Source organism: Pseudomonas sp. YQ_5, from assembly GCF_043103305.1.
GTDB lineage: Bacteria > Pseudomonadota > Gammaproteobacteria > Pseudomonadales > Pseudomonadaceae > Aquipseudomonas > Aquipseudomonas putida_Y.
Map to the genome: position 1 here is coordinate 12,655 of NZ_JBICJS010000027.1, position 20,949 is coordinate 33,603.

General features: G+C 63.1%; 18 protein-coding genes. 10 read left to right on the plus strand and 8 right to left on the minus strand.

Annotation, left to right across the window (positions count from 1 at the left end; all coding sequences use genetic code 11):
- The first annotated feature begins 46 nt into the window (after window positions 1-46).
- The 7 genes from ACF8EA_RS04470 to ACF8EA_RS04500 all read left to right on the plus strand — a co-directional run bounded on the left by ACF8EA_RS04470 (window position 47) and on the right by ACF8EA_RS04500 (window position 5,903).
- Window positions 47-1,039, plus strand: a complete 993-nt coding sequence (locus ACF8EA_RS04470) for an alpha/beta fold hydrolase (protein ID WP_274148069.1) — start codon at window positions 47-49, stop codon at window positions 1,037-1,039.
- A 336-nt stretch (window positions 1,040-1,375) separates the two neighbouring features.
- The gene (rraA, locus tag ACF8EA_RS04475; RefSeq protein ID WP_021785500.1) at window positions 1,376-1,867 is read left to right on the plus strand and encodes a ribonuclease E activity regulator RraA; all 492 of its coding nucleotides are present in this window, start codon (window positions 1,376-1,378) and stop codon (window positions 1,865-1,867) included.
- A gap of 27 nt (window positions 1,868-1,894) precedes the next feature.
- On the plus strand, window positions 1,895-2,890 hold the full coding sequence (locus tag ACF8EA_RS04480) for a zinc transporter ZntB (protein ID WP_021785499.1): 996 nt from the start codon (window positions 1,895-1,897) through the stop codon (window positions 2,888-2,890).
- Window positions 2,891-2,977: 87 nt separating this feature from the next.
- On the plus strand, window positions 2,978-3,250 hold the full coding sequence (locus tag ACF8EA_RS04485) for a hypothetical protein (protein ID WP_012271268.1): 273 nt from the start codon (window positions 2,978-2,980) through the stop codon (window positions 3,248-3,250).
- A 2-nt stretch (window positions 3,251-3,252) separates the two neighbouring features.
- The gene (locus tag ACF8EA_RS04490; protein ID WP_003248659.1) at window positions 3,253-4,077 is read left to right on the plus strand and encodes a mechanosensitive ion channel domain-containing protein; all 825 of its coding nucleotides are present in this window, start codon (window positions 3,253-3,255) and stop codon (window positions 4,075-4,077) included.
- A gap of 113 nt (window positions 4,078-4,190) precedes the next feature.
- The gene (gene sigX / locus ACF8EA_RS04495) at window positions 4,191-4,757 is read left to right on the plus strand and encodes an RNA polymerase sigma factor SigX (protein WP_003248665.1); all 567 of its coding nucleotides are present in this window, start codon (window positions 4,191-4,193) and stop codon (window positions 4,755-4,757) included.
- Between the two features lie 111 nt (window positions 4,758-4,868).
- Complete coding sequence (locus ACF8EA_RS04500) at window positions 4,869-5,903, plus strand: OmpA family protein (RefSeq protein ID WP_003248667.1); 1,035 nt, start codon at window positions 4,869-4,871, stop codon at window positions 5,901-5,903.
- 86 nt (window positions 5,904-5,989) lie between these two features.
- On the opposite strand, the gene cobA is transcribed toward ACF8EA_RS04500, so the two are convergent.
- The 5 genes from cobA to ACF8EA_RS04525 form a co-directional block, all read right to left on the minus strand.
- Window positions 5,990-6,730 (minus strand): uroporphyrinogen-III C-methyltransferase, encoded by a 741-nt coding sequence (gene cobA / locus ACF8EA_RS04505; protein WP_103462806.1) that lies wholly within the window; start codon window positions 6,728-6,730, stop codon window positions 5,990-5,992.
- Window positions 6,731-6,757: 27 nt separating this feature from the next.
- Window positions 6,758-8,428, minus strand: coding sequence for a protein kinase (locus tag ACF8EA_RS04510; protein ID WP_392521174.1), 1,671 nt, complete (start codon window positions 8,426-8,428; stop codon window positions 6,758-6,760).
- Between the two features lie 9 nt (window positions 8,429-8,437).
- On the minus strand, window positions 8,438-9,649 hold the full coding sequence (locus ACF8EA_RS04515) for a nitrate/nitrite transporter (protein ID WP_392521175.1): 1,212 nt from the start codon (window positions 9,647-9,649) through the stop codon (window positions 8,438-8,440).
- Window positions 9,650-10,253: 604 nt separating this feature from the next.
- Window positions 10,254-10,829: an ANTAR domain-containing response regulator gene (locus ACF8EA_RS04520; protein WP_003248677.1), complete on the minus strand. Its 576-nt coding sequence runs from the start codon at window positions 10,827-10,829 to the stop codon at window positions 10,254-10,256.
- Window positions 10,830-10,844: 15 nt separating this feature from the next.
- On the minus strand, window positions 10,845-12,059 hold the full coding sequence (locus ACF8EA_RS04525; protein WP_392521176.1) for a CmpA/NrtA family ABC transporter substrate-binding protein: 1,215 nt from the start codon (window positions 12,057-12,059) through the stop codon (window positions 10,845-10,847).
- A gap of 137 nt (window positions 12,060-12,196) precedes the next feature.
- On the opposite strand from ACF8EA_RS04525, the gene ACF8EA_RS04530 reads away from it, so the two are divergent.
- Window positions 12,197-13,219: a quinone-dependent dihydroorotate dehydrogenase gene (locus ACF8EA_RS04530; RefSeq protein WP_021785461.1), complete on the plus strand. Its 1,023-nt coding sequence runs from the start codon at window positions 12,197-12,199 to the stop codon at window positions 13,217-13,219.
- A gap of 142 nt (window positions 13,220-13,361) precedes the next feature.
- On the opposite strand, the gene rmf is transcribed toward ACF8EA_RS04530, so the two are convergent.
- Window positions 13,362-13,577 (minus strand): ribosome modulation factor, encoded by a 216-nt coding sequence (rmf, locus tag ACF8EA_RS04535; protein WP_003248687.1) that lies wholly within the window; start codon window positions 13,575-13,577, stop codon window positions 13,362-13,364.
- 561 nt (window positions 13,578-14,138) lie between these two features.
- Here rmf and rlmKL point away from each other — a divergent pair.
- Together rlmKL and ACF8EA_RS04545 are read left to right on the plus strand one after the other, a co-directional pair.
- Window positions 14,139-16,331 (plus strand): bifunctional 23S rRNA (guanine(2069)-N(7))-methyltransferase RlmK/23S rRNA (guanine(2445)-N(2))-methyltransferase RlmL, encoded by a 2,193-nt coding sequence (gene rlmKL, locus ACF8EA_RS04540; protein ID WP_392521177.1) that lies wholly within the window; start codon window positions 14,139-14,141, stop codon window positions 16,329-16,331.
- Window positions 16,332-16,425: 94 nt separating this feature from the next.
- Window positions 16,426-18,816 carry a diguanylate cyclase gene (locus tag ACF8EA_RS04545; protein WP_392521178.1) on the plus strand — a complete coding sequence of 797 codons (2,391 nt, stop codon included), beginning with the start codon at window positions 16,426-16,428 and terminating at the stop codon, window positions 18,814-18,816.
- A 104-nt stretch (window positions 18,817-18,920) separates the two neighbouring features.
- Here the strand turns inward: ACF8EA_RS04545 and dacB are convergent, their stop codons facing one another.
- Window positions 18,921-20,375, minus strand: a complete 1,455-nt coding sequence (gene dacB / locus ACF8EA_RS04550) for a D-alanyl-D-alanine carboxypeptidase/D-alanyl-D-alanine-endopeptidase (protein WP_021785459.1) — start codon at window positions 20,373-20,375, stop codon at window positions 18,921-18,923.
- Window positions 20,376-20,577: 202 nt separating this feature from the next.
- Window positions 20,578-20,922 carry a YggL family protein gene (locus ACF8EA_RS04555; protein ID WP_021785458.1) on the minus strand — a complete coding sequence of 115 codons (345 nt, stop codon included), beginning with the start codon at window positions 20,920-20,922 and terminating at the stop codon, window positions 20,578-20,580.
- Window positions 20,923-20,949 lie beyond the last annotated feature (27 nt).

The following is a 20,949-nucleotide window of genomic DNA, read 5'->3' on the forward strand; positions in this document are numbered from 1 at the left end:
AGCTCCAGCAATGGATCCCGCCCTTTTTTGTGCACCAAGCAACCTTATGCAAAGCAGCAGCACTTTATTCCCCGTGGCCCTGCTCAGTGCCGAGCGCCGCGGCGATCTCAGCGAAGACGTGTATCGGATCAAGGCCGGTAATGGCCCGGACCCCAGCGTCGAGATCGCCATCACCCGTCTGGGGTTGGCCGATCAGGCCCAGGCCCAAGGCGTGCCGGTCATTCTCCTGCATGGCAGTTTCTCCAATCGGCGCTTCTGGTATTCGCCCAAAGGGGTTGGCCTGGGCGCCTATCTTGCGCGCGCCGGTTTCGATGTATGGATTCCGGAAATGCGTGGCCATGGCCTGTCGCCGCGTAACCTGGACTGGAAGCACAACAGCGTTGCCGCCTACGCCCGTGATGACCTGCCGTTGATCAACGCCTTCGTGCGCGAGCAGTCGGGCCAGGCGCCGCACTGGGCCGGCCATTCCCTGGGTGGCACCACCCTGGTAGCAGCGCTGGGTGGTGGTTTCCTGGCCGCCGAGCAGGTGGCCAGCGTGGCGCTGTTCGGCACCCAGATCAGCCGTGTCTATTGGCCGTTGAAAGTGCCACCGCTGGCTTGGGGTGCCAAGCTCGTGCTCAAGCGTTGGGGGCAGATATCCGGGCCACGCTTCAAGCGTGGGCCTGAAGACGAGCCGATAGGCCTGGCTCTGGAGAGCATGCGCTGGCACGGCCTGTTCGGGCGCTTTGGCGACAAGAAGCACGATTGGTGGGCGGGGCTGGCAGATGTGGATGTGCCGCTGCTGGCGGTGGCCGGCGCTGGGGACTTCCAGGACCCAGTGTGGGCCTGCCGCAAGCTGTTTGAGCAGTTGGGAGGCGAGCGTAAGCAGTTCCTGCGGCTGGGGCGTGAGGAAGGTTTCGAGGCCTTCGGGCATGTCGACATGCTGGTGAGCAAGGCCGCGCAGGTGCAGGTGTGGCCGCTGGTGGAGCGCTGGCTGCGTAATCCGCTGCTGCCGGTGCATGCGTCCACTGTCGTTGCGGAACCTGTGCCTGCCAGCTGAGTTTGCTGTACCTGTCATGGCCTCTTCGCGGGTGAACCCGCTCCTACACAGATTGGTGGTGAACACAGGCCGTCGTAGGAGCGGGTTTACCCGCGAAGAGGCCGGCCCTGCTGGCCAATCTCCACCCGCCGTTCACTGTCGCTGCCGCTACCGTATTCGCGGGTAAACCCGCTCCTACACTGGATAACGGCGCGTTCCTGTGCAGGAACGGGTCACGCGTGGAAGGGCCGAGACAGGATGAATACAAATGACTGCCCGGTCCCGGATGACTGCGACAGCCTCCAAGGTGTAGCCTTGGCCGATACCCGCTTTCGTTGTGACTGACAGGAGCTTCCCATGCAGCATTACGTAACGCCCGACCTGTGTGACGCCTACCCGGACCTGGTACAAGTGCTGGAGCCGATGTTCAGCAATTTTGGTGGCCGCGATTCGTTCGGTGGCCAGATCGTTACCATCAAGTGTTTCGAGGACAATTCGCTGGTCAAGGAGCAGGTCGAACTCGACGGCAAGGGCAAAGTGCTGGTGGTCGATGGCGGGGGGTCGCTGCGCCGTGCGCTGCTCGGTGACATGCTCGCCGAAAAAGCCGCAAAAAACGGTTGGGAAGGCTTGGTGATCTACGGCTGCGTGCGTGATGTCGACGTGCTGATCCAGACCGACGTTGGCGTGCAGGCCCTGGCCAGTCACCCGATGAAGACTGACAAGCGCGGTATCGGCGATCTCAACGTTGCGGTGACCTTCGCCGGGGTAACCTTCCGCCCAGGCGAGTATGTATATGCCGACAACAATGGCGTGCTGGTTTCGCCGAGCCCGCTGAAAATGCCGGAGTAATGCGCTGCACGCGCTGATGGAGCTTTGATGTTGGAGGAAGACAACGCGCAGTGGGGGCTGGTGCATGCCCTGGTGCTCGATGGCAAAGGCGGCGCGCGCTCGATTGCCCGTACCGAACTGGATGACCTGCAGCTGCAACCGGAGCAAAGCCTGTGGCTGCACTGGGACCGCAGCCATCCGCAAACCCGTACCTGGCTGTTGCACGACAGCGGCCTGAGCGAGTTCGCCTGCGAACTGCTGCTGGAAGAAAACACCCGGCCGCGCCTGCTGCCCTTGGCGGACGAACAGCTGTTGCTGTTCCTGCGGGGGGTCAACCTCAATCCGGGCGCCGAGCCCGAAGACATGGTTTCGGTACGCATTTTCGCCGAGGCGCAGCGGGTTATCTCGTTGCGCCTGAGGCCTTTGCGCGCCAGCGATGAAATTCTCCAACTGCTGGAACAGGGCAGGGGACCGAAATCGGCCTCAGAGCTGTTGCTGTTGATGGGCGAACTGCTGACCGAAAAGGTCCAGGGCCTGGTCAGTGACCTGGCTGAGCTGGTCGACCTGGAGGAAGAAAAGGTCGAATCCGACGAGCGGTATACCCCGGAGCAGGGCAGCCTGCAGCAGATCCGCCGCCGTGCCGCTGGCTTGCGCCGCTTTCTCGCCCCGCAACGGGAAATCTACGCGCAGTTGTCGCGCAGTAAATGGAGCTGGTTCGCCAATGCCGACGCCGATTACTGGAATGAACTCAACAACAGCCTGATCCGCTACCTCGAAGAGCTTGAACTGGCCCGCGAACGCGCTGCGCTGGTGCTGGAAAGCGAGGACCGGCGGCGCAGCGAGCGGATGAACCGCACCATGTACCGCTTTGGCATCATCACCTGCATCTTCCTGCCCATGAGCTTTGTCACCGGGCTGCTGGGCATCAATGTCGGCGGCATCCCCGGGGCGGAAAACCCTCTGGGCTTCCTGTTCGCCTGCATTGTCGTGCTGGGGTTGGCCGTGGGGCAGTGGTGGCTGTTCCGGCGGTTGCGGTGGGTATAGCTGTGCAATTTGAAACATTCGTCCCAACGGGATGTGTGACCCGTTGCCCGGCCATCTCGTCTCTTGCTGACACTGCGCGAGGTGCCCATGCACGATCCGTTTGAAGAATCCCTGCGTGACCTGCTCAAGGCGTCACCCTCCGGCAATGACCGGGACGACCGGGACGACGCCGCTTGCCTGGGTCGCGTGCTGAAAACCGCCAACCGCCAGGTTGGCGCGGGTGATCTGTTCAGCCTGCTTGGTCGCTGGTGCCAGGCGCTGCTGATTGCCGTGAACAATGGCTCGGCGCACGTTGCGCCGGTGCGTCGACACTCTTCCCGCAACGCTGCCACCGGCAGCAAAGCAGATAAGGCCGATTGAATATGGAACTCGATCTCTGGACCCAGAGCCTGGTCACCGCGATGACTGCCCTTTGGACCAAGGTAGCGAACTTCATCCCCAACCTGTTCGGCGCGCTGGTCGTGGTGCTGCTCGGTTTCGTGGTGGCCAAGCTGCTCGACACGCTGCTGTCCAAACTGTTGGCCAAATTTGGCCTGGACCGCCTGATGGCCGGCACCGGCCTCACCAAGATGCTCGGCCGGGGCGGTATTCAGGTGCCGATCTCGACCCTGATCGGCAAGATCGTCTACTGGTTCGTGCTGCTCATTTTCCTGGTCTCGGCCGCGGAATCGCTGGGCCTGGAGCGGGTTTCGGCGACCCTCGACATGCTCGCCCTGTACTTGCCCAAGGTGTTCGGCGCGGCTCTGGTGCTGCTGGCCGGCGTGCTGCTGGCGCAGGTGGCCAACGGCCTGGTGCGTGGCGCTGCCGAAGGTATCGGCCTGGAATACTCGGCGGGCCTGGGGCGTATCACCCAAGGCCTTGTGATCATCATCAGCATCTCGGTGGCCATCAGCCAGCTGGAAGTGAAAACCGACCTGCTGAACCACGTTATCGTTATCGGGCTGATTACCGTTGGTCTGGCTGTTGCCTTGGCCATGGGCCTTGGCAGTCGCGAAATCGCCGGGCAGATCCTGGCCGGCATATACGTGCGCGAGCTATACCAAGTAGGCCAGCAGGTGCGGATTGGAGAGGTCGAAGGGCATATCGAGGAAATCGGTACGGTGAAGACGACGCTGCTGACCGATGATGGCGAATTGGTGTCGCTGTCCAATCGCGAGCTGCTTGAACAGCGCGTCAATAGCCGCTAACCGCACAAAAGCTGTTAATGTATGCCGCCGCGAAATTCGACCCACGGGGTCGCGCGGCGACATTGACCTGACTGTCGGCCAGATCCGTTTTGAATAAAGTTCATTCGCCGCCCATGCGCTATGACCCCCGCGAGCTCACAGACGAAGAGTTGGTGGCGCGTTCGCATGAGGAGCTGTACCACGTTACCCGCGCCTATGAGGAGCTCATGCGGCGCTACCAGCGGACCCTGTTCAACGTCTGTGCGCGTTATCTGGGGAACGACCGTGACGCGGACGATGTCTGTCAGGAAGTGATGCTGAAAGTGCTGTACGGGCTGAAAAACTTCGAGGGTAAGTCGAAGTTCAAGACCTGGCTCTACAGCATCACCTACAACGAGTGCATTACCCAGTACCGCAAGGAGCGCCGCAAACGTCGGTTGATGGATGCCTTGAGTCTGGACCCTGTTGAAGAGGCGTCCGAAGACAAGGCTCCGAAACCGGAAGAAAAAGGCGGGCTGGATAAGTGGCTTGTGCATGTGAACCCGATTGACCGTGAAATTCTGGTGCTTCGTTTTGTCGCAGAGCTGGAGTTTCAGGAAATTGCCGACATCATGCACATGGGCCTGAGCGCCACGAAAATGCGATACAAGCGTGCGCTAGACAAGCTTCGGGAGAAATTTGCCGGCCTTGATGAAACTTAGTGGCGTGCAAATATCTCTAACGAACCGGTGAGTTCTGCTAGACTCGCCGTCGAGTTGTCCCTCTTGTTTGTGGTGGGACTGCTTAACTATCACCAGATGGGGATTTAACGGATGAAATTGAAAAACACCTTGGGCTTGGCCATTGGTTCGCTTGTAGCCGCCACTTCGATTGGCGCTATGGCACAAGGTCAAGGCGCCGTCGAGACTGAAATCTTCTACAAGAAAGAATTCTTCGACAGCCAGCGCGACTTCAAGAACGACGGCAACCTGTTCGGCGGCTCGATCGGTTACTTCCTGACCGACGACGTTGAGCTGCGTCTGGGCTACGACGAAGTACACAACGCTCGTGGCGAAGACGGCAAGAACATCAAGGGCTCGAACACTGCCCTGGACGCCGTTTACCACTTCAACAACCCGTACGACGCCATCCGTCCGTACGTTTCCGCTGGTTTCTCGCACCAGTCGCTGGGCCAGACCGGCCGTGGCGGTCGTGACCACTCCACCTTCGCCAACGTTGGCGCTGGCGCCAAGTGGTACATCACCGACATGTTCTATGCCCGTGCCGGCGTAGAAGCTCAGTACAACATCGACCAGGGCGACACCGAGTGGGCCCCGAGCGTTGGTGTTGGCCTGAACTTCGGCGGTAGCCCGAAGCAAGCTGAAGCTGCTCCTGCTCCAGTTGCTGAAGTCTGCTCCGACTCCGACAACGACGGCGTGTGCGACAACGTCGACAAGTGCCCAGACACCCCGGCCAACGTTACCGTTGACGCCGACGGCTGCCCGGCTGTTGCCGAAGTCGTTCGCGTTGAGCTGGACGTCAAGTTCGACTTCGACAAGTCGGTCGTCAAGCCTAACAGCTACGGCGACATCAAAAACCTGGCTGACTTCATGAAGCAGTACCCACAAACCACCACCGTGGTTGAAGGTCACACTGACTCCGTGGGTCCAGACGCTTACAACCAGAAGCTGTCCGAGCGTCGTGCCAACGCCGTCAAGCAAGTCCTGACCCAGCAGTACGGCGTAGAATCCAGCCGTGTTGACTCGGTTGGCTACGGCGAAACCCGTCCGGTTGCTGACAACGCCACCGAAGAAGGCCGTGCTATCAACCGTCGCGTTGAAGCTCAGGTAGAAGCCCAGGCCAAGTAATTGGTTTGAAGCTTCATGAAAAACCCGGCCTCGGCCGGGTTTTTCTTTGCCTGGGGTTTAACCGACCTCAAAGGCTGCTCCTGCAGTCAGCCTGCGATTGCGATCCGCCCCACAGCCTGCTGCTCCCCAACCACCTCCCCAATCACCAAAATTGCCGGGCTACGCAAGCCAAACCCCCGCGCAGCTTCCACCATTCCCTGCACATCGCTTCTGCACTCCCGCTGTTGCGGCAGCGAGGCATTTTCGATCATCGCCACCGGCATTCCCGGCGCCATACCCCCCGCCAGCAATCCCTGGCGCACCTGTTCCAGCCGCGCCACCCCCATGTAGACCACCAGTGTTGTCCCGCCCTGAGCCAAGGCTGCCCAGTTCAGCTCGCTATCGTCCTGGGTGTGCGCCGTCACCAGCGTCACCCCTCGGCTCACGCCCCGTGAAGTCAGGGGGATCCCGCACTGCGTGGCCCCGGCCAGGCCGGCGGTGATGCCATTGATCACCTCCACTTCGATGCCATGGCCCTGCAGCCACAGTGCCTCCTCACCGCCACGGCCAAAGATGCAAGGGTCGCCGCCCTTGAGCCGCACCACGCAACGGCCCTGTCGCGCGTGGCGCAGCATCAGGCGCTGGATGAACGCTTGCGGTGTAGAGCGACAGCCGCCGCGCTTGCCCACGGTCATTACCCGGGCCTGTGGGCAATGCTCGAGGACTGCCGGGTTGACGAGGTCGTCGACCATGACCACGGCGGCTTGCTGCAACGCACGCACTGCCTTGAGGGTGAGCAGTTCAGGGTCGCCAGGGCCGGCACCCACCAGCCATACTTTTGCATTCATCAGGGTTTCCTCATCGGCAAGGTGCGGTCAGCCCTTGAGCAGGGTGAACAGCAGTATCAGATTGGTCAGCAACGACATCAGGGCCAGGGTGCGCCACACCTTCAACGGCTCGCGCTCCAGCAGCGGCCGGGGTCGGCTGGGCAGTTCCTGGCGGTCGCCGCGCTCGAGCAGCAGCAACCAGTGTTCGGCGGTTTCGAAGCGCTGCGCCGGGTCGCTCGCCACGGCCTGCAGCAGGTTGTGCTGCAGCCATTCCGGCAGGTCGGGTCGGTAGCGCGCGGCGTTGACCGGCTGGCCGAAGCGCGGGCGCTGAAAGGCCTCGACCTCGCCGTAGGGGTAGTGTCCGGTCAGCAGGTGGTACAGGGTCACGCCCACTGCATACAAGTCCTGACGCGGGCTGGGCGGGTGGCCATCGAATGCTTCCGGGGCGATGTACGAGGGCGTGCCGGGTAGCTCGTGCAGCGGGTCTTCGGACAGGCCCGGGCAATAGGCCAGGCCGAAGTCCAGCAGGCGCAGCTGCCCATCGCGGCCCAAGTGCAGGTTGTCTGGCTTGATATCGCGGTGCAGTAAGTTGCGCCGATGCAGCACGCCTACTGCCTGCAGCAGTTGCCGGGCGACCTCCAGCCATTGCGGCAGGGGCAGCGGGCCTTGTTCGGCCAGCAACGCCGCCAGGTTCTGGCCGGGATATTCGCGCATCACGTAGTACAGGTGCTGGCGCTGACTGGCGGTGTGCAGCTCGGGGAAGTGCCGGCCGGCGATGCGGCGCAGAAACCACTCTTCCAGCAACAGCCCTTGCGCCGCCCCGGGTTCCTGTTCGCGTGCAATGGGCAGGGTCTTGAGCAGCCAAGGCTGGTTCTGGCTATCGCGTACTTTGTACAGCAAGGACTGGCGGCTGTGCGCATGCAGTGTTTCGACCTGCCAGCCGTCGATCACCTGGCCCTCGCGCAGCAGGCCGGGCACAGGCCACTGTTGCAGTTGCGCCAGGGTGTCGCCCAGGTTGGCCGTGCCCAGTTGCTCGACTTGCACCAGCAAGGCGCTGGCGTTGTCCTTGCTGCCATTGAGGTGGGCACTGGTGACCAGGGTGTCGGCGGCCAGTTGCAGGTCGGTTTGCTCGCGCAGCACAGCCTGGATGTGCTGTTCGCCCAGGCTGGACCAGACCCCGTCGCTGAGCAGCAGATAGCACTCGCCCGGTTGCAGCTCGCCCTCCAGGTAATCCACCAGCAGGTGCTGGTCCAGGCCCAGTGCCCGTTTCAGTACATGCTGCATGCCCGGTTGGTCCCATACATGGTCTTCGCTCAGGCATTGCAGGTTCCCCTCGTGCCAGCGGTACACCCGACAGTCGCCGACATGGGCCAGGGTAAAGCGCCTGCCGCGCAACACCAGCGCGCTAAGCGTGGTCAGCAATGGCTGGCCGCTGCCTTGGGCGCGCAACCAGCGGTTTTGCGCCAGCAGCAGGCGGTCGAGGGCCTGGGCCACGCTCCAGGTGGCCGGGGTGGCGTAGTAATCCAGGGCCAGTGCCTGCAGGGTGGCGCGCGCCGCCAGGCCGCCGTCGGCACATTGGCTGACGCCGTCGGCCAGGGCGAACAGGTAGCCTTTGCTGGCGGCCAGCTCTGGTGCCGGCGTGACCAGGCGCAGGGCGTCCTGGTTTTCCGCGCGTGGCCCGGTGGCGCTGGCCTGGGCAAAGCTCAGTTGCAGGCTCATCGGCGTGCCTCAGACCCGCGCTGCAGTGACTGCAGTCGAGCCCCAGGTGGTGCGCCAGCGCTGTTTCACACCGTGCAGGCCGAACCAGGCCAGCAGGCCCAGGCTGGCGAACAGCCACAACCCCATCTGGTAGTCACCGGTGTGCTGCTTGATGGTGCCCAGCCCGGCCGCCAACAGGAAGCCGCCGATGCCACCGGCCATGCCGATCAGGCCGGTCATTACCCCTATCTCTTGGCGGAAGCGTTGTGGCACCAGTTGAAAGACTGCGCCATTGCCGGCCCCCAGGCCGAGCATGGCGCTGACGAACAGCGCCAGTGCGGCCGCGGCAGAGGGCAGGTTGAAACCGACTGCGGCAATGCAGATGGCGGCCACGCTGTACATGCCCAGCAGGGTGCGGATGCCGCCAAAACGGTCAGCCAGGGCACCGCCGAGCGGGCGCATCAGGCTGCCGGCGAACACGCAAGCGGCGGTGTAGTAGCCGGCGGTAACCGGGTTCAGGCCGTATTGGTCGCTGAAGTAGCCGGGCAGGGCGCTGGCCAGGCCGATGAAGCCGCCGAAGGTAACGCTGTAGAAGAACATGAACCACCAGCTGTCACGGTCGCCCAGTGCCTTGAGGTAGTCGGCCATGGCTTTCGGCTTGGGCCGTTGCGGAGCATTGCGCGCCAGCAGGGCGAACACCACCAGGGCCAGTGACAGCGGGATCAGGGCAAAGCCGAATACATTGTTCCAGCCAAAGCCTGCTGCCAGTGCCGGTGCCAGCAAGGCTGCGAACACCGTGCCGGAGTTGCCGGCGCCGGCGATGCCCATGGCCTTGCCTTGGTGCTGTGGCGGGTACCACTGCGAGGCCAGCGGCAGCGAGACGGCGAAGGACGCACCGGCAAAGCCCAGGAATACACCTAGCAGCAGTGCCTGTTCATAGCTGTGCACGCCAAGGTACCAGGCTGCAGCCAGGGCGAGGATAACCACCACCTGGCCGATCAGGCCGGCAGTCTTGGGCGACAGGCGATCGACCAGAACGCCCATGGCAAAACGCAGGAGCGCCCCGGCCAGGATCGGTGTGGCGACCATCAGGCCCCGTTGTTGTGCGCTCAGTTGCAGGTCGGCAGCAATCTGCACCGCCAGCGGGCCCAGCAGGTACCAGACCATGAAGCTGAGGTCGAAGTAAAGAAACGCGGCGAACAGCGTGGGCACATGCCCGGATTTCCAGAAGCTGGTACTCATCGAACACCTCACTCGGTAGTGCAACGGAACGAAAAAGACGCCGCTACCCGCTCCACGGGCGTGGAGGGGAGAGCGACGTCTTTGTCGGGATTCAAGTGGGGTAACCGCCGTTGGCTACCGGTGAGATTTGTTCAGCAAGAGATGGGCCAACTGTTGGTGGGGGTTGTCTTAAGGTCTTCAGCGCCTGTTAAATCGAGCGCCGCCCGCGCGGCGCATCGCGAGCTGCGCTCGCTCCTACGTTTGTTTTTGGCCAGTAACGCCTGTTACAGGCGCGCGCGACCGCCTTGTTTGTACGGTGCGATCTTGCGCCATACGCCAAAGCGTTCGCGCGCAAATGGCACAGAAATAATTGGCCCGAAACAAACGTAGGAGCGAGCGCGGGCGGCGCTCGATCTGCGTTTGTTTTTGGCCAGTAACGCCTGTTACAGGCGCGCGCGTCCGCCTTGCTCGTACGACGCGGTATTGAGTCATGCGCCAAGGCGTTCGCGCGCGAATCCCACAGGAATGATTGGCCCGAAACAAACGTAGGAGCGAGCGCAGCTCGCGATGCGCCGCGCGGGCGGCGCTCGATCTGCCAGGCGCCAAAAATCTCACGCCCAGCACATCAGCCGAGCATCTCATGCATGGCAATGATCTGTTCGGCCACCTGGATCAGCTTCTGCTGCCGGCTCATGGCCTGGCGACGCATGAGGGTATAGGCCTGCTCTTCGTTGCAATCCTTCATCTTCATCAGCAAACCCTTGGCCTGCTCGATGCGCTTGCGTTCGGCCAATTGCTGGTCGCGCGCAAGCAACTGCGCCTTGAGTGCCTGGTCGCTTTCGAAGCGGGCCATGGCCACATCCAGGATCGGCTGCAGCCGCGCAGCATGGATGCCCTCGACAATATAGGCGCTGACCCCTGCCTGAATGGCCTGGCGCATCATTCCGGGGTCGTGCTCGTCGGTGAACAACACGATGGGCCGCGGCTGGTCACGGCTGACCAGCACTACCTGTTCCATCACGTCACGGTCTGGTGAGTCGGTATCGATCAGCACTACGTCCGGGCGCACTGTTTCGACGCAGGCGGGCAGGTCGATGGTCAGGTCCGGGGCTTCAATGATTTCGAAGCCGGCCTCACTCAACGCCGCCCGGAGACGACCTAGCTTGCTCTGGGTGTCGTCGATCAGCAGGATGCGCAACATGTTCGTCTTCCCCCCTCACACGCCGACACGGGCATCGGGCAACTCGCCCAAGGCATGCAAGCTGAAACTGCGGGCATAGCCGAAGGGGTCGCTGCCGTCCCAGCGGGAGCCATCGATCAGCAGGCTGCTGCGCATCGGTTGGCCCGGGCAAGCGATGCCCAGGCTCTGTGCGGCCTCGCTGTACAACTGCAGTTGCTGGACCTGCCGGGCCACGCCGAGGTAGTCGGGGTCTTCGCGCAGCAGGCCCCAACGGCGGAACTGGGTCATGAACCACATACCGTCGGACAGATAGGGCAAGTTGGCCCGCCCCTGGTCGAACAGGCGCAGGGCATGCGGGTCTTGCCACTGGTTGCCCAGGCCATCCTCATAATGGCCGAGCAGGCGGGGGGCTATGCTGTCCAGTGGGGTGTCCAGGTAGGCGCTTGCGCTGAGCAGTTGCGCGGTGCTGCGGCGGTTTTCCGGGCTTTGCTCGATGAACCGGCTGGCGGTGAGGATCGCCTTGATCAGCGCACGGGCGCTGTTGGGGTATTGCTCGGCAAAGACGCGGGCGCAGGCCAGGACCTTTTCCGGGTGATCCGGCCAGATCGACTGGCTGGTGGCCAGGGTGAAGCCTTGGCCTTTGGCCACGGCGTCGGCGGCCCAGGGCTCGCCGACGCAGAAGCCGTCAATGCGCCCGGCCTGGAGGTGTGCAGCCATCTGCGCCGGTGGCACCACTACGCTGTCGACGTCGCGCAGCGGGTGAATGCCCTGGCTGGCCAGCCAGTAATACAGCCACATGGCGTGGGTGCCGGTGGGGAAGGTCTGGGCGAACGTCAGGCGTGCGCCATGCTGGTGCACCAGGCGCGCCAGCGCCTCAGGGTTGGTCACGCCCTTGCGCTGCAGGGCTGGGGACAGGTTGATAGCCTGGGCGTTCTGGTTCAGCCCCATGAGCACGGCCATGTCGCTGGCAGGTACGCCGCCAATGCCCAGGTGCACGGCGTAGACCAGGCCATACAGGCAATGCGCGGCGTCCAGTTCGCCGCTGACCAGCTTGTCGCGCAGCCCGGCCCACGAGCCCTGGCGCTTGAGGTTGAGGGTAAGGCCGTGCTGCTGGGCGAAGCCCTGGGTGGCGGCGACCACTACCGAAGCGCAGTCGGTCAGGGCCATGTAGCCGATGTTCAGGCTGGTTTTTTCCGGCGCATCGCTGCCGTTGACCCAGGCCAGGGGCGTTGCTCGGGGTACAGTGTTCACAAGAGTCCTCGCCCTTACTGATAAGGCTGTGGGCTGAACGGGTGCAACCGATGTGCCAAGCGCTCCACGATTTGCTGTCCTGTCAGCCCCTCGCTGGCTATAATCGCCCCCTCACTCACCCTGAGCCTTGCCCGCCCATGTATACCCTGGCCCGCCAGCTGCTGTTCAAGCTTTCCCCGGAAACTTCCCACGACCTGTCCCTGGACCTGATCGGCGCCGGTGGCCGTATGGGCCTCAACGGCATGCTGTGCAAGCAACCGGCGTCATTGCCGGTTTCGGTCATGGGCTTGAACTTCGCCAACCCGGTGGGCCTGGCTGCTGGCCTGGACAAGAACGGCGCGGCCATCGACGGCTTCGCCCAGTTGGGCTTCGGGTTTGTCGAAATCGGCACTGTCACCCCGCGTCCGCAGCCAGGCAACCCCAAGCCGCGGTTGTTCCGCCTGCCGGAAGCCACGGCCATCATCAATCGCATGGGCTTCAACAACCTGGGCGTTGATCACCTGCTCGAGCGCGTACGCGCGTCGCGCTACAAGGGGGTGCTGGGCATCAACATCGGCAAGAACTTCGACACACCGGTCGAGCGTGCCGTCGATGACTACCTGATCTGCCTGGACAAGGTCTACACCGCCGCCAGCTACATCACGGTCAATGTCAGCTCGCCAAATACCCCGGGCCTGCGCAGCCTGCAGTTCGGGGACTCGCTCAAGCAGTTGCTCGACGCCCTGGCCGAGCGCCGCGAGCAACTGGCCGGCACACACGGCAAGCGCGTGCCGCTGGCAATCAAGATTGCGCCGGACATGAGCGACGAAGAAACGGCGCTGGTGGCCGCCGCGCTGATGGAGTCGGGCATGGATGCGGTGATCGCCACCAACACCACGCTGGGCCGTGAAGGTGTCGAAGCATTGCCATACGGTGGCGAGGCGGGCGGCCTGTCGGGCGCGCCGGTGCTGGAAAAGAGCACCCATATCGTCAAGGTGCTGGCGGGTGAGCTGGGCGGCAAGTTGCCGATCATCGCCGCCGGTGGCATTACCGAAGGCCGCCATGCTGCTGAAAAGATCGCGGCCGGGGCGAGCCTGGTGCAGATTTACTCGGGCTTCATTTACAAGGGGCCGGCGCTGATTCGCGAAGCGGTGGATGCTATCGCGGCAATGCCGCGCTGACCTGACAGGCCCATTCGATTGGGCGTGGGTACGGCTGATGAGGTTTGCCAAGGCATAAAAAAGGGCCCCTTCAAGGGGCCCCTGGGCCTTCGCCCGCCGCCCGGATGGGGCGTGCATGGTAAATCGAATTCAGTGTCCTCGTTCAGCCAACGGCGTGATTTTCGTTGAGTCTATGGATGCCAGCGGTGCCAGTCATTCCGTCCCAGTTATCACCGCGACCTTCACGCCAGCCGTTGATCCAGGCTTGGCGAACAGAAGGAAGATTGAAGGGGCAAAGTTCGCGGGATTTGCCGGTGACCCCGTATTGGTAACCACGTGAATATGCTCTTTCCAACGGATCACGCTTAAGTCTTCTCATAGGGTGTTGCCCTCACTTGTTGACTGTAATGTCCCGTCGGCCTCTCCGAGGCCGGGCAGAGTCGTTCTGCCGGTTTGCGCTCGCTGCCGGCGTGGCGAGCTGAAAGTGCCGCCTCGTTGCGAAGTGGCCTGAGACCAGTTCTATCGAATGCGAGTCACGGTGTGAATGACCGTTTTGTCATAAGCACGTAACCTTTCCAAGGGTCAGGGGATAAGTAAATAAATGCGACTCAACCTTGTTTGGTGTTTAGCCCCGTAATGATCGGGTTTTGCCGTTCTTTGACGTCATTTCGCCAGCGTTGTTTGCGGATGACAGAAATAATTTGAAATGCGACGAAGGGTCACATCGGCCCGCAGGTCGCCAGAATTTCTCGTACTGCCTGATGATCTAAGCTGTCTTTGCCACTGGGCCAGGCACGGATCGGTCAGGCGGCCCGGCTTTTCTGCTGCACTTTGTGTGCGCAGAGGGCCACCCGCACGCCTGCTGGAAAGGTGTACGGGCAAACATCGCGGGGCGATGCGTCGCCCCGTCAGTCAAATAGCCCAAGGCGCTGGAATACTCATGTCGGACCGTTTCGAACTTTACCTCACCTGTCCCAAAGGCCTTGAAAGCCTGCTCGCCGAAGAGGCCAAGGGCCTCGGCCTTGACGAGGTGCGCGAGCACACCTCGGCCATTCGCGGCGCCGCCGACATGGAAACTGCTTACCGCCTGTGTGTCTGGTCGCGGCTGGCCAACCGCGTATTGCTGGTGCTCAAGCGCTTCTCGATGAAGAACGCCGACGACCTTTACGACGGCGTGCACGCGGTCGACTGGGCCGACCACCTGGCAGCCGACGGCACCCTGGCTGTGGAGTTCAGCGGCCATGGCTCAGGCATCGACAATACCCATTTCGGTGCGCTGAAGGTCAAGGATGCGATCGTCGACAAGCTGCGTAACCGCGAAGGCCTGCGCCCGTCCGTGGAAAAGATCGACCCTGACGTGCGTGTGCACCTGCGCCTGGACCGTGGCGAGGCCATTCTGTCCCTCGACCTGTCCGGGCACAGCCTGCACCAGCGTGGCTACCGCCTGCAGCAAGGCGCCGCGCCACTGAAGGAAAACCTGGCGGCAGCGGTGCTGATCCGTGCTGGCTGGCCGCGTATTGCTGCCGAAGGTGGTGCGCTGGCCGACCCGATGTGCGGTGTGGGTACCTTCCTGGTCGAGGCAGCCATGATCGCCGCCGATATCGCCCCTAACCTCAAGCGCGAACGCTGGGGCTTCAGTGCCTGGCTCGGCCATGTGCCGGCGCTGTGGCGCAAGGTGCATGACGAAGCGCAGGCGCGCGCGCAGGCCGGCCTGGCCAAGCCACCGTTGTGGATCCGTGGCTATGAGGCTGACCCGCGGCTGATCCAGCCGGGCCGCAACAACGTCGAGCGTGCCGGCCTGGGCGACTGGGTAAAGATCTACCAGGGCGAAGTCAGCACCTTCGAGCCACGCCCGGACCAGAACCAGAAAGGCCTGGTCATCAGCAACCCGCCCTACGGTGAGCGTCTGGGTGACGAAGCCAGCCTGCTGTACCTCTACCAGAATCTGGGCGAGCGCCTGCGCCAGGCCTGCATGGGCTGGGAAGCAGCGGTATTCACCGGCGCGCCGCAACTGGGCAAGCGCATGGGCATTCGTAGCCACAAGCAGTACGCGTTCTGGAACGGCGCATTGCCATGCAAGCTGCTGCTGTTCAAGGTGCAGCCTGACCAGTTCGTCACGGGTGAACGTCGCGAAGCGCAGCCTGAAGGCACTGAAGCCCGTCAGCAGGCGCCGCAGGCCAGCGAGCCAGCGCGGCTGTCGGAAGGCGCGCAGATGTTCGCCAACCGCCTGCAAAAGAACCTCAAGCAACTGGGCAAGTGGGCCCGTCGCGAGCAGATCGACTGCTACCGCCTGTACGATGCCGACATGCCCGAATATGCCCTGGCGGTCGACCTGTACCAGGACTGGGTACACGTGCAGGAATACGCCGCGCCACGTTCGGTCGACCCGGACAAGGCTCAGGCGCGCCTGCTTGATGCACTGGCGGCCATCCCGCAGGCGCTGGGCATTTCGCCGCAGCGTGTAGTGCTCAAGCGTCGCGAGCGGCAGAGCGGCACGCGCCAGTACGAACGTCAGGCCACTGAGGGCCGCTTCCAGGAGGTGAACGAAGGTGGCGTCAAGCTGCTGGTCAACCTCACCGACTACCTGGATACCGGCCTGTTCCTCGACCACCGCCCGATGCGTATGCGCATCCAGCGCGAGGCTGCCGGCAAGCGCTTCCTCAACCTGTTCTGCTACACCGCCACGGCCACCGTGCACGCGGCCAAGGGCGGTGCGCGCAGCACCACCAGCGTCGACCTGTCGAAAACCTACCTGGACTGGGCGCGGCGTAACCTGGCGCTCAATGGCTATTCCGAGCGCAACCGCCTGGAGCAAAGCGATGTAATGGCCTGGCTGGAAGGCAACCGTGACAGCTACGACCTGATCTTCATCGACCCGCCAACCTTCTCCAACTCCAAGCGCATGGAAGGCGTATTCGACGTGCAGCGTGATCATGTGCAACTGCTGGACCTGGCCATGGCCCGTCTGGCGCCGGGTGGTGTGCTGTATTTCTCCAACAACTTCCGCAAGTTCCAGCTGGACGAGCATCTGACGGCGCGTTACGTGGTGGAAGAAATCAGTGCCCAGACCCTAGACCCGGACTTCGCCCGTAATAACCGTATCCATCGCGCCTGGCGTTTGCAGCTTCGGTAAGGCGACGAGGTACATTGCGCGGCTAATGGCCAATAGCTATAACTGAGGTCAGGGCAAGATAATCCGCAGGACGCTGACGTGACGAGATGGGTGTATGTCAAAGGGTGGCGTGCGTGCGCGGTTACTTGGCTTGTGCACAGAGAGGGTGTCTGCCTGGGCGATGGCGCTGATCGCACTGGTGGCCGGCGGCTTGTTGACCGCTGCCCTGGCATTTGCCGCGCACACCTTCTACAAGCAGCAGCTGCGCCAGCGCTTCGAGTTGCTGGCCAGCGAGCGCTTCAGCCGTATTGCAGAGCGCTTTGACGAACAGCAGCAGCGCCTGGACGGGCTGCGACGGTTTTTCAGCTTTTCCAGCGAAATCACCCCGCGCGAATTCGACGGCTATGCCCGGCCACTGCTGCAACGCACCCTGGCCTATGCCTGGGCGCCGCGCGTCGAGGCTGGGCAACGCGCCGAATTCGAGCGCCTGGCCAGTGCCCATACCGGCCCAGGCTATGTGATTCGTGACCTGGATGCGCAAGGCCAGTGGCGCCCGGCGTCGCAGCGCGACCATTACTTCCCGGTGCTCTATACCCAGTCGGGCGATCGGCCCGGGTTGCCTTATGGCCTGGACCTCGCGGGTCAAAGCGGGCCCCAGGCAGCCCTGGCACGGGCGCTGGGGCCGGGCAGCATGGCGGTGTCCGAGCCATTGGCCCTGTTCGATACCCACTCGGCAGAGCCCGGCCTGCTGATGGTGGCACCGGTATTTTCCGATGCCGACCCCCGTGGTGCGGCAACGGGCTATGTGATGGCCTTGCTGAGCATGCGCGAGCTGGTCAGCGAGGGGCGGCCGGTAGCGGCCGATGACAACCTTGTGGTGCACATCACGGACCCGTCTGGGTTACAAGGCCCTGTTGTGATGTTCGATTCGCAAAATCCAGTCGCGCCCCTGGCGCTGGCCAGCAACCCGGTGTTGCGCCTGGCCGATCACCATTTCCAGCTGAATATTCAACCGAGCCAGGCGTTCGTGCGGGCGAACCGCACCTCGGCAGTGCTGGCGGTCGGCTTGCTGGGCGGGTTGTTGAGCCTGTTGCTCAGCGTGCTGCTCTACAGCCTGTTAAGCCAGCGTCAGCGCGCCCTGGCCCTGGTTGCACAGCGTACTGCCGAACTGCAGGTCAGCGAGCAGTCGTTGCGTGGCACCCACAACCAACTGCGCAGTGTGCTGGACGCCGCGGCCCAGGTGGCGATCATCGCCACCAACCTCAAAGGGGTGGTCAGCACGTTCAACGCCGGCGCCGAACGCATGCTCGGTTACGCAGCCAGCGAAGCGATCGGCCGGTTGCGCCTTGACGACCTGGTACTGCCGGAGGAACTGAACCTGCGTGCCCAGGCGTTGAGCTTGCGCTTTGGCCGCGCCATTGCTGGCGGCCAGGCGATGTTCGCGGAAACGGTGCAGGCGCACGGGGCCGAGCCTGGTGAGTGGACCTTGCTACGAGCCGATGGCAGCCAGCTGGTCGCCAACATGCTGGTGACTGCCATGCTCGACGAACAGGGGTTGTGGGTTGGCTACCTGGCCATCTGCATTGACGTTACCGAGCGGCGCCGGGTGCATGAGGCGTTGGCAGCGCGTGACCGGTTGCTGGAAAAGCTCAGCGCCGAAGTGCCGGGCGGCATCTACCAATATCGCCTGGATGCCAACGGCCATTCTTGCTTTCCATACGCCAGCATGGGCCTGTATGACATCTATGAGGTCGACCTGCTGCAGTTGCGTGAGGATGCCGCGGCGGTGTTCGAACGTATCCACCCCGATGACCTGGAGCGCGTGCGCCGCTCGGTGCGCTATTCGGCCGAACACCTGTCACCCTGGCGCGAGGAGTATCGGGTCTGCCTGCCACGGGCCGGGCTGCGCTGGGTGCGTGGCGAGGCGACGCCAGAAGTGGGCGAGCAGGGCTGTACCCTGTGGCATGGCTACCTGACGGACATCTCCGACCTGAAGGGCGTGGAAGAAGAGTTGCGGGCGCTGTCGGTCACCGACTCGCTGACGGGTATCCATAACCGTCGCTACTTCCAGGAGCGGCTCAAGATCGAACTGGAACGGGCCCAGCGCGATGGTTTGGCACTGTCGGTGATCATGCTCGATATTGATCACTTCAAGCGCATCAACGACCGCTTCGGCCATGCCGTCGGCGACCGGGTGCTGCGCAGCCTGTGCCAGCGCATCGGTCAGCGTTTAAGGCGTACCGATGTGTTCTGCCGCTTGGGCGGGGAAGAGTTCATGGTGCTATGCCCGGGCAGCGATGTCGACCAGGCGCGGCTGCTGGCGCTGGAGTTGTGGCAAGGGGTGCGCAATGTGCCGGTGGAAGGCGTGGGCCAGGTGACCGCGAGCTTTGGTGTGGCGCAGTGGCGGTTGGGCGAGGGCGCCGATGCCTTGCTGTTGCGCGCCGATGCCGGCGTGTATGCGGCCAAGCAGGCCGGGCGGGACCGGGTGGAGGGGGAGCCGCTATAAAACCGCGCGCGCGGTCGGCGTAGGGGCCGCTTTGCGGCCCTTGCACGACCCAAGGCCGCGCCTGCGTCGAGCGCGGGAGCCGGCCCGGGTGATGGCAGGTGGAGTCAGTTGGCCGCTGTGCTGCCAGCCAGCTTCGGCTGGCGATACAGGTCAAGCAGCACCTGGTCCAGCACCTGCGAGGCACCCCACGGTTTGGGGTCGTTGAGGATCGCCGCCACCGCCCAGGTATGGCCGTTGCTGTCGCGGCTGAAGCCGGCAATCGCCCGTACAGTGTTCAGTGTGCCGGTCTTGATGTGCCCTTCACCGGTCATCGCGGTGCGCTTGAGACGCTTGCGCATGGTGCCGTCCATGCCCACCAGCGGCATCGAGCTCATGAACTCGGCGGCGTAAGGGCTCTTCCAGGCGGCTTTGAGCATCTCGGCCATTTCCCGGGTACTGACCCGTTCGGCACGCGACAGGCCAGAGCCGTTTTCCATCACCAGGTGCGGCGCGGTAATGCCCTTTTTCGCCAGCCATTGGCGTACCACGCGCTGGGCAGCACGGGCGTCGTCACCGTCGGCATCGGTGCGGAACTGCGCGCCAAGGCTCAGGAACAGCTGCTGGGCCATGGTGTTGTTGCTGTACTTGTTGATGTCGCGGATCACTTCCACCAGGTCGGGCGAGAAGGCGCGGGCCAGCAGGCGAGCGCTCTTGGGCACATTCTCGATGCGGTCGCCACCCTGGATGTTGCCGCCCAGTTCGCTCCAGATGGCGCGTACGGCACCGGCGGCGTAGGTTGGGTGGTCGAGCAGCGACAGATAGGTTTGCGAGTTGCAGCCGTCACCCAGTTGGCCGCTGACCGTTACACTGATGCCGTCGGCCTGAGGCACCGGGTTGTAGCGTACATCACCGGTGCATTTCTTCGAGGCTACCGGCTTGACCTGGTTGTCGATGCGGATGCGGGCAATCGGCGGCTCGACTGCGACGGTGACCTTGCCACCATCATTACGGGCCACGAAGCGCAGGGCCTTGAGGTTGACCAGCAGTGAGTCGGGCTTGACCAGGAACGGCTTGTTTTCATCGCCGCCGTCATCGTTGAACTGCGGCAGGTTGGGTTGCACGAAGTGGCTGCGGTCCAGCACCAGGTCACCGGTGACGGTGCGCACGCCATTGGCGCGCAGGTCACGCATCAGCAGCCACAGCTTTTCCATGTTCAGTTTGGGGTCACCGCCACCTTTAAGGTAGAGGTTACCGTTAAGCACGCCGTTGCTCAGGGTGCCGTCAGTGTAGAACTCGGTTTTCCACTGGAAGGTCGGGCCAAGCAGTTCGAGGGCGGCGTAGGTGGTGACCAGTTTCATGGTCGACGCCGGGTTCACCGACACATCGGCATTGAACACGGTCGGGGTGCCGGGGCCGTCCAGCGGCAGCATCACCAGCGACAGCGCTGTGTCCTGCAGCTTGTTGGCCTTGAGCGCCTGCTGCACTTTGGCAGGCAGGGTGGTATTGACGGCGGCGTGGCTGGGCAAGGCAAGCGGCAACAGCAGGCCGGCAAGAATGAGGGGTCGAAGCGTTTTGATCATAGTGAGCGAATACCCTGCGGCGAGGGAAAAGGGCTTTGGGGCTGTAAGAGATGATGGCCCCACGACGTAAACAGTACGCATTATGCCCCAAGCGCAGCCGCGATGCGTCACGTTCGACGGAAAAGCAACGCCAATAAAAAAGGCCACCCGGGTGGGGTGGCCTTTTCAGCAATGAACCTTTTCAGCCCGAAGCTGACAAGTATCACTCAGCCTTGTTGATCGGCTTTTCCGGGTACCAGGCGTCCAGCAGCGGGCTGACTTCGATCTTGGTCAGTTCGCCACGGCCTTTGAGCCAGGCTTCAACAGCAGCGCGCTGTTCTTCGCTGACCGAGCCGCGTTTGACCGAGCACACCAGGCCGAAATCGTCACCGCCTACATAATCCAGGCCGTTGGCGTCCATGGCTTCTTCCAGGAACGCGTCGAGGAAAGCATCGATTGCCTGGTCATCCAGATCTTCCTTGAATTCCAGGTTCAGCTCGAAGCCCAATTCCTGAAACTCGTCGACACACAGCTTCTTGCGCAGACGACGGGAGCGGTTTGTGGCCATGAAACAATCCTCTTAGGTAATAACGCC